General features: G+C 63.2%; 17 protein-coding genes. 7 read left to right on the top strand and 10 right to left on the bottom strand.

The features are described 5' to 3' along the window. Nucleotide 1 precedes the first annotated feature (1 nt). Entirely contained in the window at nucleotides 2-1,114 is a 1,113-nt protein-coding gene (locus JAB6_RS22700; protein WP_070304714.1) for an acyltransferase, read from the bottom strand. A gap of 148 nt (nucleotides 1,115-1,262) precedes the next feature. Here JAB6_RS22700 and JAB6_RS22695 point away from each other — a divergent pair, with 148 nt between their 5' ends. Continuing rightward, nucleotides 1,263-2,216, top strand: coding sequence for a succinylglutamate desuccinylase/aspartoacylase family protein (locus JAB6_RS22695; protein WP_070304713.1), 954 nt, complete (start codon nucleotides 1,263-1,265; stop codon nucleotides 2,214-2,216). A 161-nt stretch (nucleotides 2,217-2,377) separates the two neighbouring features. On the opposite strand, the gene JAB6_RS22690 is transcribed toward JAB6_RS22695, so the two are convergent. Together JAB6_RS22690 and sugE are read right to left on the bottom strand one after the other, a co-directional pair. After that, nucleotides 2,378-2,707, bottom strand: coding sequence for an SMR family transporter (locus JAB6_RS22690; protein ID WP_070217979.1), 330 nt, complete (start codon nucleotides 2,705-2,707; stop codon nucleotides 2,378-2,380). A gap of 22 nt (nucleotides 2,708-2,729) precedes the next feature. Then, a complete protein-coding gene (gene sugE / locus JAB6_RS22685; protein ID WP_046684095.1) occupies nucleotides 2,730-3,050 on the bottom strand; it encodes a quaternary ammonium compound efflux SMR transporter SugE in 321 nt (106 codons plus the stop codon). A gap of 213 nt (nucleotides 3,051-3,263) precedes the next feature. On the opposite strand from sugE, the gene JAB6_RS22680 reads away from it, so the two are divergent. The 5 genes from JAB6_RS22680 (at nucleotide 3,264) to JAB6_RS22660 (ending at nucleotide 7,171) form a co-directional block, all read left to right on the top strand. Beyond that, complete coding sequence (locus JAB6_RS22680) at nucleotides 3,264-3,623, top strand: DUF1304 domain-containing protein (protein WP_034751924.1); 360 nt, start codon at nucleotides 3,264-3,266, stop codon at nucleotides 3,621-3,623. Nucleotides 3,624-3,787: 164 nt separating this feature from the next. After that, nucleotides 3,788-4,369, top strand: coding sequence for a hypothetical protein (locus JAB6_RS22675; protein ID WP_139143482.1), 582 nt, complete (start codon nucleotides 3,788-3,790; stop codon nucleotides 4,367-4,369). A gap of 72 nt (nucleotides 4,370-4,441) precedes the next feature. Beyond that, nucleotides 4,442-5,614, top strand: a complete 1,173-nt coding sequence (locus JAB6_RS22670; RefSeq protein ID WP_070304709.1) for a helix-turn-helix transcriptional regulator — start codon at nucleotides 4,442-4,444, stop codon at nucleotides 5,612-5,614. A gap of 139 nt (nucleotides 5,615-5,753) precedes the next feature. Then, a complete protein-coding gene (locus tag JAB6_RS22665) occupies nucleotides 5,754-6,050 on the top strand; it encodes a helix-turn-helix transcriptional regulator (RefSeq protein ID WP_034751927.1) in 297 nt (98 codons plus the stop codon). 56 nt (nucleotides 6,051-6,106) lie between these two features. Then, on the top strand, nucleotides 6,107-7,171 hold the full coding sequence (locus JAB6_RS22660; protein ID WP_070304702.1) for an alkene reductase: 1,065 nt from the start codon (nucleotides 6,107-6,109) through the stop codon (nucleotides 7,169-7,171). Nucleotides 7,172-7,276: 105 nt separating this feature from the next. On the opposite strand, the gene JAB6_RS29430 is transcribed toward JAB6_RS22660, so the two are convergent. After that, nucleotides 7,277-7,444 carry a hypothetical protein gene (locus tag JAB6_RS29430; protein ID WP_166446719.1) on the bottom strand — a complete coding sequence of 56 codons (168 nt, stop codon included), beginning with the start codon at nucleotides 7,442-7,444 and terminating at the stop codon, nucleotides 7,277-7,279. Nucleotides 7,445-7,748: 304 nt separating this feature from the next. Here JAB6_RS29430 and JAB6_RS22650 point away from each other — a divergent pair, with 304 nt between their 5' ends. Next, the gene (locus tag JAB6_RS22650; RefSeq protein ID WP_070304693.1) at nucleotides 7,749-8,360 is read left to right on the top strand and encodes a 1-acyl-sn-glycerol-3-phosphate acyltransferase; all 612 of its coding nucleotides are present in this window, start codon (nucleotides 7,749-7,751) and stop codon (nucleotides 8,358-8,360) included. On the opposite strand, the gene JAB6_RS22645 is transcribed toward JAB6_RS22650, so the two are convergent. The 6 genes from JAB6_RS22645 to JAB6_RS22620 are packed head-to-tail and all read right to left on the bottom strand — an operon-like array spanning nucleotide 8,357 to nucleotide 12,825. Then, complete coding sequence (locus JAB6_RS22645) at nucleotides 8,357-8,917, bottom strand: HupE/UreJ family protein (RefSeq protein WP_254671748.1); 561 nt, start codon at nucleotides 8,915-8,917, stop codon at nucleotides 8,357-8,359. The genes JAB6_RS22650 and JAB6_RS22645 overlap by 4 nt on opposite strands. Next, nucleotides 8,914-9,552, bottom strand: a complete 639-nt coding sequence (gene ureG, locus JAB6_RS22640) for an urease accessory protein UreG (RefSeq protein ID WP_070304690.1) — start codon at nucleotides 9,550-9,552, stop codon at nucleotides 8,914-8,916. The genes JAB6_RS22645 and ureG overlap by 4 nt, the downstream gene beginning before the upstream one ends. Nucleotides 9,553-9,575: 23 nt before the next feature. After that, a complete protein-coding gene (locus tag JAB6_RS22635; protein ID WP_070304689.1) occupies nucleotides 9,576-10,256 on the bottom strand; it encodes an urease accessory protein UreF in 681 nt (226 codons plus the stop codon). Next, complete coding sequence (gene ureE / locus JAB6_RS22630; RefSeq protein ID WP_070304679.1) at nucleotides 10,256-10,780, bottom strand: urease accessory protein UreE; 525 nt, start codon at nucleotides 10,778-10,780, stop codon at nucleotides 10,256-10,258. The genes JAB6_RS22635 and ureE overlap by 1 nt, the downstream gene beginning before the upstream one ends. A 13-nt stretch (nucleotides 10,781-10,793) precedes the next feature. Next, the gene (gene ureC, locus JAB6_RS22625; RefSeq protein ID WP_034751934.1) at nucleotides 10,794-12,494 is read right to left on the bottom strand and encodes an urease subunit alpha; all 1,701 of its coding nucleotides are present in this window, start codon (nucleotides 12,492-12,494) and stop codon (nucleotides 10,794-10,796) included. Nucleotide 12,495: 1 nt separating this feature from the next. Next, the gene (locus JAB6_RS22620) at nucleotides 12,496-12,825 is read right to left on the bottom strand and encodes an urease subunit beta (protein WP_034751935.1); all 330 of its coding nucleotides are present in this window, start codon (nucleotides 12,823-12,825) and stop codon (nucleotides 12,496-12,498) included. Between the last annotated feature and the right edge of the window lie 17 nt (nucleotides 12,826-12,842).

The following is a 12,842-nucleotide window of genomic DNA, read 5'->3' as shown; positions in this document are numbered from 1 at the left end:
ATCAGACGTGATTGGCAGGAACATAGCGCGCCCGCAAACGCATGAACGGCGTTTCCACCAAAGCATATAAAAGCCAGCCCGTGGCGATGCTGGCAGCAATACTGGCCAGTATCGCTGTGAGGCTATCGGCGCCATGGCCAACGTCTTGCAAATAGGGTCGCAATAAAATGCACAGCTGCTTGTGCAGCAAGTAAATCGCATACGACCACAGGGCCAGGCTGGCCGCGCCCGGCACGCGCAGTCGATAGAGTGCGCTCGCGGGACTGAGCGCCGCGATCAGCAGCAGGGTAAAACTGGCGGCCAGGGCCGGATAACCAAACACCGTCACCCAGTAGCCATAGTGATCGTTGAGGAACACATAAAACATCAGCGCCGTGCCGACAATTCCGACCAGCAAGCTGCGGTTGCCATGTGATGTCAGGCGCGTCCAGGCGGCCGGATGGTAATTCTTCAGCAGCGCCAGCGCCACGCCCGCCACCAGCTCGTCGAAGCGGCACCACGACGCGTAATAGATATACTTGTAATAGCCAAGGCCGCCGCGCGGCACTTGCACATACTCATCCCACAAATAGGCGCGCACCAGCATGCCGACGATAAAGCTGGCGGCCACGGCCAGCCAGGCCCACAGCAGGGACTTGCGACACGCGGCGATCAACAGCGCCACGGCCGGCAGCAGCACGTAGAACTGCTCTTCCACGCACAGTGACCACGCATGGGAAAACGCCGTGCCCGGCGTCAGATTGATATTCTGCGTAAAGGTCAGAAATTTCCACAGCGGCAATAACGCGCTATCGCCGCGAAACGCGGGCCATAAATAATACAAGGCCAGCACGGCATAGAAACTGGGCAAGGTACGCAGAAAGCGCCGCGCATAGAAACGCGTCAAGGAAAAACCGTGCTCGCTGCGCAAGGCCGCAAAGATCTGATTGCCGATCAGGTAGCCACTGAGGGCAAAGAACAGGTCCACGCCCACCCAGCCGATTTCACCCCAGAAACCGAACGCCCCGCCCTCGCTGACGAACAGCAAATAATGATTCATGAAGACGAGCACGATGGCCAGCGCGCGCAAGGTATCGAGGCCAGACAGGCGCGAAGAAGATGAAGAAGAAGACATGGATCTCGGCAAGGAAAAACAACGGTGGCGCCGATCATGCCATGCCGGGGCCGACGATGCGCACATTTTTACGGGAGCCTGTGGCGAATCCCGCTAAAATATGCCGACCCCGCTTTCCCTTCCCGCAACAGCATAGGATATGTCCAGCATGAGCAGCGCACTCCACTTCAAGTCCATCAACTACACGGGCCAGGGCAGCGGCCCGCGCCTGATCGTCACCGGCGCCGTACACGGCAATGAAACCTGCGGCACCAAGGGCATCCACCGCGTGATGGCTGAACTCGACAGCGGCGCCCTCTCCATCGTGGCCGGCAGCGTCACGTTCGTGCCCATCACCAACCCGCTCGCTTACGCCAAGGGCGTGCGCAGCGGCGACCGCAACCTGAACCGCAACCTGTTCCCCAACGACAATCCACAGGATTTCGAAGACCGCATCGCCAACTGGCTGTGCCCGCTGCTGGGCCAGCACGACGTGCTGCTGGACTTGCACTCGTTTAATGCCGACAGCCAGCCCTTCGTCATGGTGGGTCCGCGCAACAACGATGGCCCGCTGCAACCGTTCAAGCACGAAGACAAGGAACGCGCGCTGGCACGCCGCCTGGGCGTACGCCGCTTCGTCGATGGCTGGCTGCAAACGTATGGCGCCGGCGTGCAGCGCCGCCTGGGCAGCAGCGACCAGGTGGGCATGGTCTTGCGCTACGGCGTGGGCACGACGGAATACATGCGCTCGACGGGCGGCTATGCGCTGACCCTGGAATGCGGCCAGCACGCGGACCCGGCCGCGCCGGACGTTGCCTACCGCGCCATCATGAACACGCTCGCCTTCCTCGGCTTCATCGACGCGCCGCAGCCGGAAGCCATCGCCGATGCCGACATGGAAGCGCTGAACATGGTCGTCGTGCACGACAAGCTGCACGCGGGTGACCGCTTCATCAAAACCTGGTCCAGCTTTGACAAGGTGAAACAGGGCGAGCAGATCGGCGTGCGCGCGGACGGCACGCCCGTGACGGCCGAGTTCGACGCCTATATCCTGTTCCCGGACGTCAACGCGCAAGCCAATGCCGAGTGGTATTACCTGGCGCGGGTTGCCAGCAGTTTTTGATTAGAGCCTATTCCAGTAGGGAGCGTCATCTGCTGGTAGTTCATCAGGAGCGCGGACAAGGCGTGAGGAGGACGCGTGGCGAGCCACGCGACGACGATCAACGCAGTCCCCGCTTCTGAGGGGCGCCAGCAGGGGATGTATTCATCTACTGGGATAGGCTCCTAGTGCCCGACGGACTTGGAAAACAAGTTAATCACGAGCACGCCGGCAATGATCAGCCCCAGGCCGATCAAGGCTGGCGTGTCGAGGCTCTGCTTGAACCAGAACCAGCCGACGGCGGAAATGAGCACGATGCCCACGCCCGACCAGATCGCATACACGATACCGGTAGGAATGACCTTCAGGGTCAGGGACAAGCACCAGAAGGCGATGCTGTAGCCAACCACGGTGATGACACTGGGCCACAAGCGGCTGAAGCCCTCGGAGGCCTTCAAGGCGCTGGTGGCGATCACTTCGGCGATGATGGCGATGGCCAGGTAGAAATAGGTCATGGCGAGACTCATGCTGGCCTCCTTATTGTGGGCTGAGCAGTTTCAAGCCCAGGATGCCGGACACGATCAGGGCGATGCAGGCGATGCGCGCGGCGCTGGCCGGCTCGCCCAGCACCATGATGCCGAAGATGGCCGTGCCGACGGTGCCGATGCCCGTCCAGATGGCGTAGGCCGTGCCCAGCGGCAACGTGCGCAAGGCCAGGCCCAGCATCACCACGCTGCCCACCATGGAAACAGCTGTCAGCACGGAAGGCACGAGGCGCGTAAAGCCGGCGCTGTATTTGAGGCCGATGGCCCAGCCGATTTCCAGCAAACCCGCCAATACCAGAATGATCCATGCCATACTTTTCTCCCGAGGCGGCAGGGTCGTCCCCGCCATACAGCCCCTACATCGAGCGGGGTCGTCCCCACAGGAGCAAAGGGAAAAGTATACCATTGGGTGAAAAATCTTGCCCCAAGCACACTTTGCGCTAGTACCATCGCTCTAATCGAAAGTTGCCAAAAAACATGCACTTGGCAGCATAATTGCCGCATCCATTCACTTTCGGGAACAACAATGTTGCTACTGGCCCAAATCCTTACCGCCCTCATCCTGTTGCTGCACGTGTATATCGTGCTGCTGGAAACCGTGCTGTTCGATGCGCGCGGACGCAAGGTGTTTGGCCTGTCCAAGGAAAAGGCGGAGATCGTGCGTCCCGCCATGTCGAACCAGGGTTGCTACAACGGCTTTCTTGTCGCCGCGCTGGCGCTGGGCTTTTTTCACCCGGACGCGGCCATCGCTTATGCATTCACCGTGTTCGGCCTGGCGTGCATCGCCGTGGCCGGCGTGTGGGGCGCGGCCACCGTCATGACGCGCATCCTCTACCTGCAAACGGTGCCTGCCGTCATCGCCTTGCTGCTGTTCCACTTCGCCTGATGGCTGCCGGGGCGGCCAGCCGGCCGCCCTCCCCCACTCCGTGCTGCCCGCGCATACCCCATATGGGTGATGTTTCCAAAAAACATGCCCGATACAATTCCTTGTAGCAATAAAAAAGATACCACCAGATACATGGTGGCACGTCACAGTCCACAGGGGAAATCATGCAAGCACATCCAACCACCTTTGCCGTCACTTTACTCGGCTGCCTCATGCTGTCCGCCTGCGGTGGCGGCGGCAGCGACGACACCAGCTCGGGCAGCGGTTCCACCAGCGCCGGCGGCACCAGCGGCACCTCGGCAAACTGCCAGTACAGCAATCTGATCAGCGACGCGGAACGCAAGCAGGCCAGCGCCTGCGGCATCCAGGTATCGGGCAACTATGCGCAGGCCGATTCCGGCTACGACAGCGTGATCGCCGCCTGCAAGCTGGGAGAAAAAGCCAAGGCCGATGCCTACTACAGCGGCACGTACCAGAAAATGGTCGACTACGCGCGCAGCGTGAGCAAGGAACTCGGCTGCGGGCAAAACAATGGCACCACCTTGCCCAACAACACCACGGCAAGCAACTACAATTTCTGTGTCAAAAGCACCACCGTCAATGGTAAGCTCAGCTATGAAGGCGCTTGCTACGGCCCCGTCAAATCGGGCGAAGGCGGCTGCGGCAGCGGCTATAACTATGTGAGCCAGTACGCCAGCCTCAGCACGTGCACGTCCGGCGGCAAAAGCTGGCTGGAATCGCGTTAAGAAAGCCGGGCGGCCGAAGCAAAGGCCGCCCTTGTCTGTCTTGCCCACCGCTTGCCGCCATGAGGGTCGCCAATGACGCCATCGCTCGCCGTCGCCAGCCAGGCACTGATTACCCTGATCTACGAAGCGGCCACACAACATGGTGCCTGGTCGCAATTCCTGGCCACCCTGGCGCAACAGTTGCAGTCGCACGCAGGCTTGATCTGGGCCAATGATTTCAGCAACCGCTCAGTCGATGTCCAGCTGCCGGGCAGCGGTCTGGCCGCCACGTATGGCTTCGAATCGGACGCCATGGCCAGCTTTGCCAGCTATTACGGTGCGCGCAACGTCTGGCTGGAAGACGCCTCCCTGCACCGTGAAGGCGCCGTCGTCACCGGCTCCATGCTGTTTCCCGACCATTGCCTGAAGAAAACCGAATACTGGACGGACTGGCTGCGCCCGCAAGACATCTTTTATACGGCGGCGGCCATCGTCGAATTGCGCGCCGAACGCTCCACCAACGTCACCGTGGTGCGCCGCGAACGGGCGGGCGCCTACGATGCGGGCGAGCTGGCGCTGATGCGCAACCTGATGCCGCATCTGCAAACGGCGTTTGCCCTGCAGCGCAAGCTGCGCCGGCTGGAAGTGCTGTCCCAGAGTTCCACCCAAGTACTGGAATTGCTGCCGTTTGGCGTGCTGCTGCTCGACGCCACGTCGCAATTGCTGTACGCCAATGAGCGGGCGCTGGCCATGACGGCTTCGACGCGGCTGCTGCAGCTGCGCGAAGGCGCGCCCCTGTATTGCCCGCGCGAAGCGGACAACGGCGCGCTGCGGCGCCTGCTGCACGAGGCCGCACAAACGGGCACGACGGCGGCAGGCGGCCCCGGCGGCGTGCTCAATCTGAACGGACTGACGGGCGAACAGTTGCGCCTGCGCGTCACGCCCCTGCCCTCCTGGCACAGCCCATTCGGTTCGGCCAGCGCCATCGCCGTTTTCCTCAGCGACAGCAGCGACCTGATCACCTCGCTGGCCGCCACCTTGCGCAATTTCTATGGCATGACGGTGGCCGAGGCGCGCCTGACGGAAGCGCTCGTCAACGGCTATTCTCTGCAGGAATACGCCGAACGCCAGCGCATTTCCATCCACACGGCGCGCACGCAGATCAAGAGCGCCACCGCCAAGGCCGGCGCCCAGCGCCAGGTGGACCTGGTGCGCATCGTGCTGACAGGTCCGGCCGTGCTGCAACGCAATCCCCTTCCCGCCTGAATCCGTCAAAAATGCGTGCCGCCAGCACGCTTTTCATTTATATCGTAAGATAGTCATATCGTAAAACAGCGATATTAGGATTGAACAAACACGATATATACATCGCTGAAAAGCGAATTGTATGTTCAGGAGAAACAATATGGATATCGACGCCATCCACAAGGCGCTGGCCAATCCCGTGCGGCGGCAGATCCTGCAATGGCTGAAGGAGCCGGAACAGTATTTCCAGGAGCAGGATCACCCGCTGCACCTGGGCGTGTGCGCCGGCCTGATCGACCGGCGCCTGAACCTGTCGCAATCGACGGTGTCGGCGCACCTGGCCAGCTTGCAGAAGGCGGGCCTGATTTCGGCCACCAAGGTGGGCCAATGGAGTTTCTTCAGCCGCAATGAAGCGACTATCCAGGCCTTTCTCGATCACATGCAGCAAGGTTTGTAACAGCAACCCCATCCACATCGCCGCACGCGGCATTCTCGACAGGAAAGACAACCACCATGGCAACTTTATTCGATCCCATCACCATTGGCAGCCTGCAACTGAAAAACCGCATCATCATGGCGCCGCTGACGCGTTCGCGCGCCGGCAATCCGGGCCGCGTGCCCAACGCCCTGATGGCCGAGTACTACACGCAACGCGCTTCAGCCGGCATGATCATCTCGGAAGCGACGGCCGTCACGCCGCAGGGCGTGGGCTACGCCGACACGCCGGGTATCTGGTCCGAGGAACAGGTGGAAGGCTGGAAACACATCACCGAGGCCGTGCATGACGCGGGTGGCCTGATCGTGCTGCAACTGTGGCACGTGGGCCGCATTTCCGCACCACTCTTCCTCGACGGCGACCTGCCCGTGGCGCCCAGCGCCGTCAAGCCGGCCGGCCATGTAAGCCTGGTGCGCCCGCAACAGGAATTCGTCACGCCGCGCGCGCTCGATGTGGAAGAGATTCCCGGCATCGTCGCGGCCTACCGCCTGGGCGCGGAAAATGCGAAAAAAGCGGGCTTCGACGGCGTGGAAATCCATGGCGCCAATGGTTATTTGCTCGACCAGTTCCTGCAAGACAGCACCAACCTGCGCACCGACAACTATGGCGGCTCAATTGAAAACCGTGCCCGTTTGATGCTGGAAGTGACGGACGCGTGTATCGAGGTATGGGGCGCGGACAAGGTCGGCATGCACCTGGCGCCGCGCCGCGATGCGCACGACATGGGCGACTCCGACCCGCGCGCCACCTTCGGCTACGTGGCACGCGAACTGGGCAAGCGCGGCATCGCCTTCATCTGCGCGCGCGAAGCGCTCGGCGACGACCGCCTGGGTCCGTACCTGAAACAGGAATTCGGCGGCGTGTACATTGCCAACGAAAAAATGGACAAGGCGGCGGCCGAAGCCCTGCTGGCCAAGGGTGAAGCCGATGCCGTCGCCTTTGGCCTGTGGTTCATCGCCAACCCCGACCTGCCCATCCGCCTGCACAGCGACGCACCGTTGAACCCGCTGAACCCGGCCACCCTGTACGCGCCGGACGCAGCCGGCTACACGGACTACCCGGCGCTGGCGGCCCACGGCTGAACGGCACCCTGAGCAGCAACTAGCGGCTCCCCCCGGCGGCGGGCGCAACGATACGAACGCAAAGGACTGCGTGACGATCGCGGCGCCCGCCGTTTTTTCTGCCCTTCAGCGCCATCGGCGCCGGGCCGGCCGGGCCGGACGGCGCGCCTGCACGCTGCTGAAGACACGGCGTATCACCTCGGCCGGCACCGCGTGCTCGCGCAGGTAGGCCGTCGCCACCGTTCGCCCCAGCGCATGATGAAACGCCACGCCACGCTCTACGAGCTCGGCCATCACTTTGTCCGTTCGGACTTGCCGCCCATGTCCATCATCGATATTGTTTTTCATGCCATGGCTCCCTATCGGGTGGATCAACCTTGCATCAAGTTTTGACCACATTGTCCGCATTTAGTGCCCGACACCGTGGCAAAGCATCGTTAAAATAGCAGCGGTAACAGCCGCGGCACCGCATGAATAGCGGCCTCGGCTGCTTGTCGCCACCGCCAGCCCCGTATAGAATGCCTGCGCAGAATTTTTGCTTCAAGGAAAATGGCCACCAGCGCCATCCCATTAAGAACAGTGTCACTGAAGGGTATCAATGGACGATTTATTTGTACAAGCGGGCGACTTGCCGACCTGGCACCAGCGCTGCGCGCTGCGCGTACTTCACCTGTTTGGCTGGCGCATGCGCTTTCGCCCCTTGCCAGGGCCGCGCGGCATCGCCGTCGTCTACCCGCACACGTCCAACTGGGATTTCATCGTCGGCCTGTTCGGCAAATGGGCGCTGTCGCTGCCGTTCCGCTGGCTGGCCAAGGATTCGCTGTTCCGCGGCCCCATGGGCAAGGTGCTGCGCTACCTGGGCGGCGAACCCGTCGACCGCAGCACCACCAGCGGCACGATACAGCGCCAGGCCGAACGCATGCTGGCCGCCGACTGGTACTGGCTGGCCATCACGCCGGAAGCGACGCGCAGCTACCGCCCGAACTGGAAAAGCGGCTTTTATCACCTGGCCGTCGCAGCCAAGGTGCCCTTGCTGCTGGTCTACATCGACTACCCGAACAAGGTGCTGGGCGTCGTCGACCATTTATATCTGACGGGCGACAAGGATGCCGACATGGCGGCGATTGCCGCCGTGTATGCGGACCACCAGGGCTTGCATCCTGAAAAGGCGGCGCCCATCGTACTGTCGGAACGCCGCCCCGGCGCCTAAGCAACTCCCATCAGCACCACGCCGGCGGCCGTCAAGGCCACGCCGGCCACCCGCAGCATGCGCTCGGCCAGCACCTGGCCGGTGAAACGTCCGGCCCACAGCAGGATGGCCGAGGCCAGCATGAAGCCGCAGGCGGCCGAGGCGGCCGGCAATTCCTGACCGTGGGCATTGCCATGCGCCAGCGCAAACAGGCCCACCAGTCCCATGCCCAGCCAGTTCGGCAAGGCCAGCGCCAGTGCGATGGCCAGGCCTACCAGCGCCACCGTGGCGGCGATGCCCGTTTCCAGCCCGGGTACCGTCAAGCCCGCCATGCCGGCCAGCGCGCCAAGCAGCATCATGCCGAGAAACGTGGCGGGCTGGGCCAGGCCGCGGCGCTGCTGGCCGCCCCAGATGCCCACGCCCAGCATGGCCAGCAAATGGTCGATGCCCGTGAACGGATGGGCGAAACCGGCCAGGAAGCCCACGCTCTCGCCGTGGCCGGGATGCGCCATGGCGGGCATGGCCAGCAGGCACAGGGCAGCCACGGCGGCCGTTTTCTTCATCAGTGTTGCGCTCATTGCAGCTCCTTGCCTGGTTGATCGAGCAAACCTTGCTCGCGGATAAAATCGATGACCACCTGCACGCCGTCGCCGCTGCGCAGGTTGGTAAATACGAAGGGGCGCGCGCCGCGCATGCGCTTGGCATCCTGCGCCATGATGTCCAGATTGGCGCCCACATACGGCGCCAGGTCCGTCTTGTTGATGATCAGCAAATCGGAGCGCGTGATGCCGGGCCCGCCCTTGCGCGGGATTTTTTCGCCGCCCGCCACGTCGATGACGTAAATCGTCAGGTCCGACAATTCCGGGCTGAAGGTGGCGGCCAGGTTATCCCCGCCCGATTCGACGAGGATCAAGTCAAGCTCGGGAAAATCCGCCTGCATGCGCGCGATCGCTTCCAGGTTGATGGAAGCGTCTTCGCGGATGGCCGTGTGCGGGCAGCCGCCCGTCTCCACGCCCATCAGGCGCTCGGCCGGCAAGGCGTCCGCGCGCAGCAGGATTTCCATGTCTTCCTTGGTGTAGATGTCGTTCGTGATGACGGCCATGTCGTAGCGCTCGCGCATGCCCTTGCACAGCATTTCGCACAGGGCCGTCTTGCCCGAGCCGACGGGCCCGCCGATGCCCACGCGCAGCGGATTGGAGGTGATAGAAGTCATAGTATGGTCTCTCGTTGTAGTGTTCAGGAACGGTACAGGCGGCTGTACTGCACTTCGTGGCGCATCGACAGCAGCGACAGGCCGGGCGCCCAGTTGCCCATCTCGTCGTCTTGCAAGGTTTGCGCCGTCAGCGCCGCCGCTTCCAGGTCCGGCCGCAGCGACAGCAGCAGGCGCTGACCGGCCACCTGCCCCAGCGGCACGGATTTCACGCAGACGAGTACCTGGTTTTCCGCCCACGCGAACAGCATGGCCAGCAGCGCCTCTTCGCGGGGAATCGCCAGTGCCGCCACGGCGCAGGCATACGCGGTAGGCAAGGCCACTTCCGGCTGGCCCTGCAGCATGTCGATCAGGACGCCGTCGGCCACGCCCAGTTCGGCCAGCAATTTGGTCAAGGAATAGCCCATCTGGATCGTCTCGGCGCGAAATTCCGCCGTGTCGCGCGACGCGATGAAACGCTCGCTCCAGCGCTGCACGGCGCGCAAATCCTGCGCCTCGAACGCCTGCATCAAGCGCCAGCACAAAGGCGCTTCCCAGCGCGCCACCACCTGCGCCAGATGCTCGGCGATCCATTCGCGCGCCGTGGCCGCGTCGTGCACCAGGCCGGATTCGAGCGCCGCTTCCAGCCCCTGCGAATAGCTGTAGGCGCCGATCGGCAAGGCCGGACTGGCGAACTGCAGCAAATGCAGCAGGGCCGAGGCCTGCATCACGCAGCGCCTGGCACATCGCCGGGACGGTGGATCTTCTGCCGCAGCGGCACGGGCGCCAGCAAGTGCTGGCCGTGGCCGTCGTGGTGGCCATGGCCGCCGCCGTACGCACCCGCCTCGGGCTCGAACGGCGCGCTTTCTTCCGTCACCATCGCCTGCAAGCCTTCGAGCATCTCCTTCAGCACGACGTCCTTGCGGATGCGCAAAAAGCCGTCCCCCACCTGCGCCTGCGTGTGGCGGTTGCCCAGGTGGAAAGCGCAGCGCAGCAGGGTGTGCGCATCGGCGCACCGCACCAGATAGGTCGGCTCGCGCGCGGCAACGATCTGCACCACCTGCCCTTCCGGCCCCGTCATGCGCTCGCCGTCGCGCAGCACCGTGCCGCGCACGGTGAACACGGCCACGTCGTCGCCATTCGACAGTACGGCGCGCAGCCGGCATTTTTCGCGCTGATCGTAGGGCAGCACAAGTTGGGCAAACGGCGTACGTTCATCGCCAGGTCCCAGTTTGGTATGCAAAGTCAGCATGCTTGTCTCCTGCTTAAAATAGAAAATAGCGCTGCGCCATCGGCAGCACGGCGGCCGCTTCGCACACGAGCAGCTGGCCGTCGGCGCGCACGGCGTAGGTTTCGGGGTCCACTTCCATGTGCGGCGTGGCGCTGTTGTGGATCATGTCGTGCTTGCGCAAGCCGCGCATGTTCTTCACGGCGATGACGGATTTGTTCAGTTTCAGCTGGTGCCCGATATCGAGGTCGTAGGCCGCCTGCGAGACAAACGTAAACGACTTTTTCAGGCCGCCGCCGAAAGCGCCGAACATCATGCGGTAGTGCACGGGTTGCGGCGTGGGAATCGACGCGTTCGGGTCGCCCATCTGCGCGGCCGCGATCATGCCTCCTTTTAAAATCATCGACGGCTTGACGCCGAAAAACGCCGGTTTCCACAGCACGATGTCGGCGATCTTGCCCGCCTCGATGGAGCCCACCACGTGCGCAATCCCGTGCGTGATGGCTGGATTGATCGTGTACTTGGCGATGTAGCGCTTGGCGCGGAAGTTGTCGCTGCGCGCCGTGTCGGGCGCCAAGGCGCCCCGCTGCACCTTCATCTTGTGCGCCGTCTGCCAGGTGCGCATGATCACCTCGCCCACGCGCCCCATCGCTTGCGAGTCGGACGACATCATCGAGATGGCGCCGATGTCGTGCAGGATGTCTTCCGCGGCGATGGTTTCGCGGCGGATGCGCGACTCGGCAAACGCCACGTCTTCGGCAATGGCCGGGTCCAGGTGGTGGCACACCATCAGCATGTCCAGGTGCTCGTCGAGCGTGTTGACGGTAAACGGGCGCGTGGGATTCGTCGACGAAGGCAGCACGTTGGACTGGCCCACGGCGGCGATGATGTCGGGCGCATGGCCGCCGCCCGCCCCTTCCGTGTGGAACGTGTGGATGGTGCGGTCCTTGAAGGCGGCCAGCGTGTGCTCGAGAAAACCGCCCTCGTTGAGGGTGTCGCTGTGCAGCGCCACCTGGATATCCATGCGGTCCGCGACGGACAGGCAGTTGTCGATGGCGGCCGGCGTACTGCCCCAGTCTTCGTGCAGTTTCAGGCCGATGGCGCCCGCGCGCACCTGTTCTTCCAGCGGCAGCGGCAAGCTGACGTTACCTTTGCCCATGAAGCCCAGGTTCATGGGGAAGGCGTCGGCGGCCGCCAGCATGGCGTGCAAATGCCACGGTCCCGGCGTGCAGGTGGTGGCGGCCGTACCCACGGCCGGTCCCGTGCCGCCGCCCAGCATGGTGGTCACGCCGCTCATCAGCGCTTCCTCGATCTGCTGCGGGCAGATGAAGTGGATATGCGTGTCGACGCCGCCGGCCGTGACGATCATGCCTTCGCCGGCGATGATCTCGGTCGCACCGCCGATGGCTAAAGTGACGCCGGGCTGGATGTCGGGGTTGCCCGCCTTGCCGATGCCGAAGATCAGCCCGTTCTTCAAGCCGATGTCGGCTTTGACGATGCCCCAGTGGTCGAGGATGACGGCGTTCGTGATGACGGTATCCATCACCTCGGCCGCGCAGCGCTGCGACTGGCCCATGCCGTCGCGGATCACCTTGCCGCCGCCGAATTTCACCTCTTCGCCGTAGATCGCGTAGTCATGCTCGATCTCGATGAACAGTTCCGTGTCGGCCAGGCGGATGCGGTCACCCTTGGTGGGGCCAAACATCTCGGCATATGCGCTGCGGGGAATGCTGGCCATCTCAATCCTTTCCCGGTGGAGTGTCTTGCAGTTCGCCCATCACTTCGCCATTGAAACCGTAGACCTTGCGCTCGCCCGCCAGCGCCACCAGTTCCACGGTGCGCTGCTGGCCCGGCTCGAAGCGCACGGCCGTGCCGGCAGTGATGTTCAAGCGCATGCCGTAGGCGCGCCAGCGCTCGAAAGCAAGCGCGGGATTGACTTCAAAAAAGTGGAAGTGCGAGCCGACCTGTATCGGCCGGTCACCCCGGTTGGCCACCACCACGGTGGCCGTGGCGCGCCCGGCATTCAAGCTGATTTCGCCTTCTTCCAATTGGTATTCGCCTGGGGTCATGAGGGGCTCCTTCTCAA

Origin of the sequence: Janthinobacterium sp. HH104 (assembly GCF_001758715.1) — a bacterium.
Taxonomy (GTDB): domain Bacteria; phylum Pseudomonadota; class Gammaproteobacteria; order Burkholderiales; family Burkholderiaceae_D; genus Janthinobacterium; species Janthinobacterium aestuarii.
Note: the sequence above shows the minus strand (reverse complement) of the source record. Positions and strands in the feature narration are given on the sequence as shown.

Coding starts and splice junctions, on each gene's coding strand:
- JAB6_RS22670 (WP_070304709.1), top strand. CDS start 4,442: ATGACGCCATCGCTCGCCGTCGCCAGCCAGGCACTGATTACCCTGATC.
- JAB6_RS22650 (WP_070304693.1), top strand. CDS start 7,749: ATGGACGATTTATTTGTACAAGCGGGCGACTTGCCGACCTGGCACCAG.
- JAB6_RS22695 (WP_070304713.1), top strand. CDS start 1,263: ATGAGCAGCGCACTCCACTTCAAGTCCATCAACTACACGGGCCAGGGC.
- JAB6_RS22700 (WP_070304714.1), bottom strand. CDS start 1,114: ATGTCTTCTTCTTCATCTTCTTCGCGCCTGTCTGGCCTCGATACCTTG.
- JAB6_RS22645 (WP_254671748.1), bottom strand. CDS start 8,917: ATGAGCGCAACACTGATGAAGAAAACGGCCGCCGTGGCTGCCCTGTGC.
- JAB6_RS22690 (WP_070217979.1), bottom strand. CDS start 2,707: ATGACCTATTTCTACCTGGCCATCGCCATCATCGCCGAAGTGATCGCC.
- ureE (WP_070304679.1), bottom strand. CDS start 10,780: ATGCTGACTTTGCATACCAAACTGGGACCTGGCGATGAACGTACGCCG.
- JAB6_RS22665 (WP_034751927.1), top strand. CDS start 5,754: ATGGATATCGACGCCATCCACAAGGCGCTGGCCAATCCCGTGCGGCGG.
- JAB6_RS29430 (WP_166446719.1), bottom strand. CDS start 7,444: ATGGCCGAGCTCGTAGAGCGTGGCGTGGCGTTTCATCATGCGCTGGGG.
- ureC (WP_034751934.1), bottom strand. CDS start 12,494: ATGGCCAGCATTCCCCGCAGCGCATATGCCGAGATGTTTGGCCCCACC.
- JAB6_RS22660 (WP_070304702.1), top strand. CDS start 6,107: ATGGCAACTTTATTCGATCCCATCACCATTGGCAGCCTGCAACTGAAA.
- JAB6_RS22620 (WP_034751935.1), bottom strand. CDS start 12,825: ATGACCCCAGGCGAATACCAATTGGAAGAAGGCGAAATCAGCTTGAAT.
- JAB6_RS22680 (WP_034751924.1), top strand. CDS start 3,264: ATGTTGCTACTGGCCCAAATCCTTACCGCCCTCATCCTGTTGCTGCAC.
- ureG (WP_070304690.1), bottom strand. CDS start 9,552: ATGACTTCTATCACCTCCAATCCGCTGCGCGTGGGCATCGGCGGGCCC.
- JAB6_RS22675 (WP_139143482.1), top strand. CDS start 3,788: ATGCAAGCACATCCAACCACCTTTGCCGTCACTTTACTCGGCTGCCTC.
- sugE (WP_046684095.1), bottom strand. CDS start 3,050: ATGGCATGGATCATTCTGGTATTGGCGGGTTTGCTGGAAATCGGCTGG.
- JAB6_RS22635 (WP_070304689.1), bottom strand. CDS start 10,256: ATGCAGGCCTCGGCCCTGCTGCATTTGCTGCAGTTCGCCAGTCCGGCC.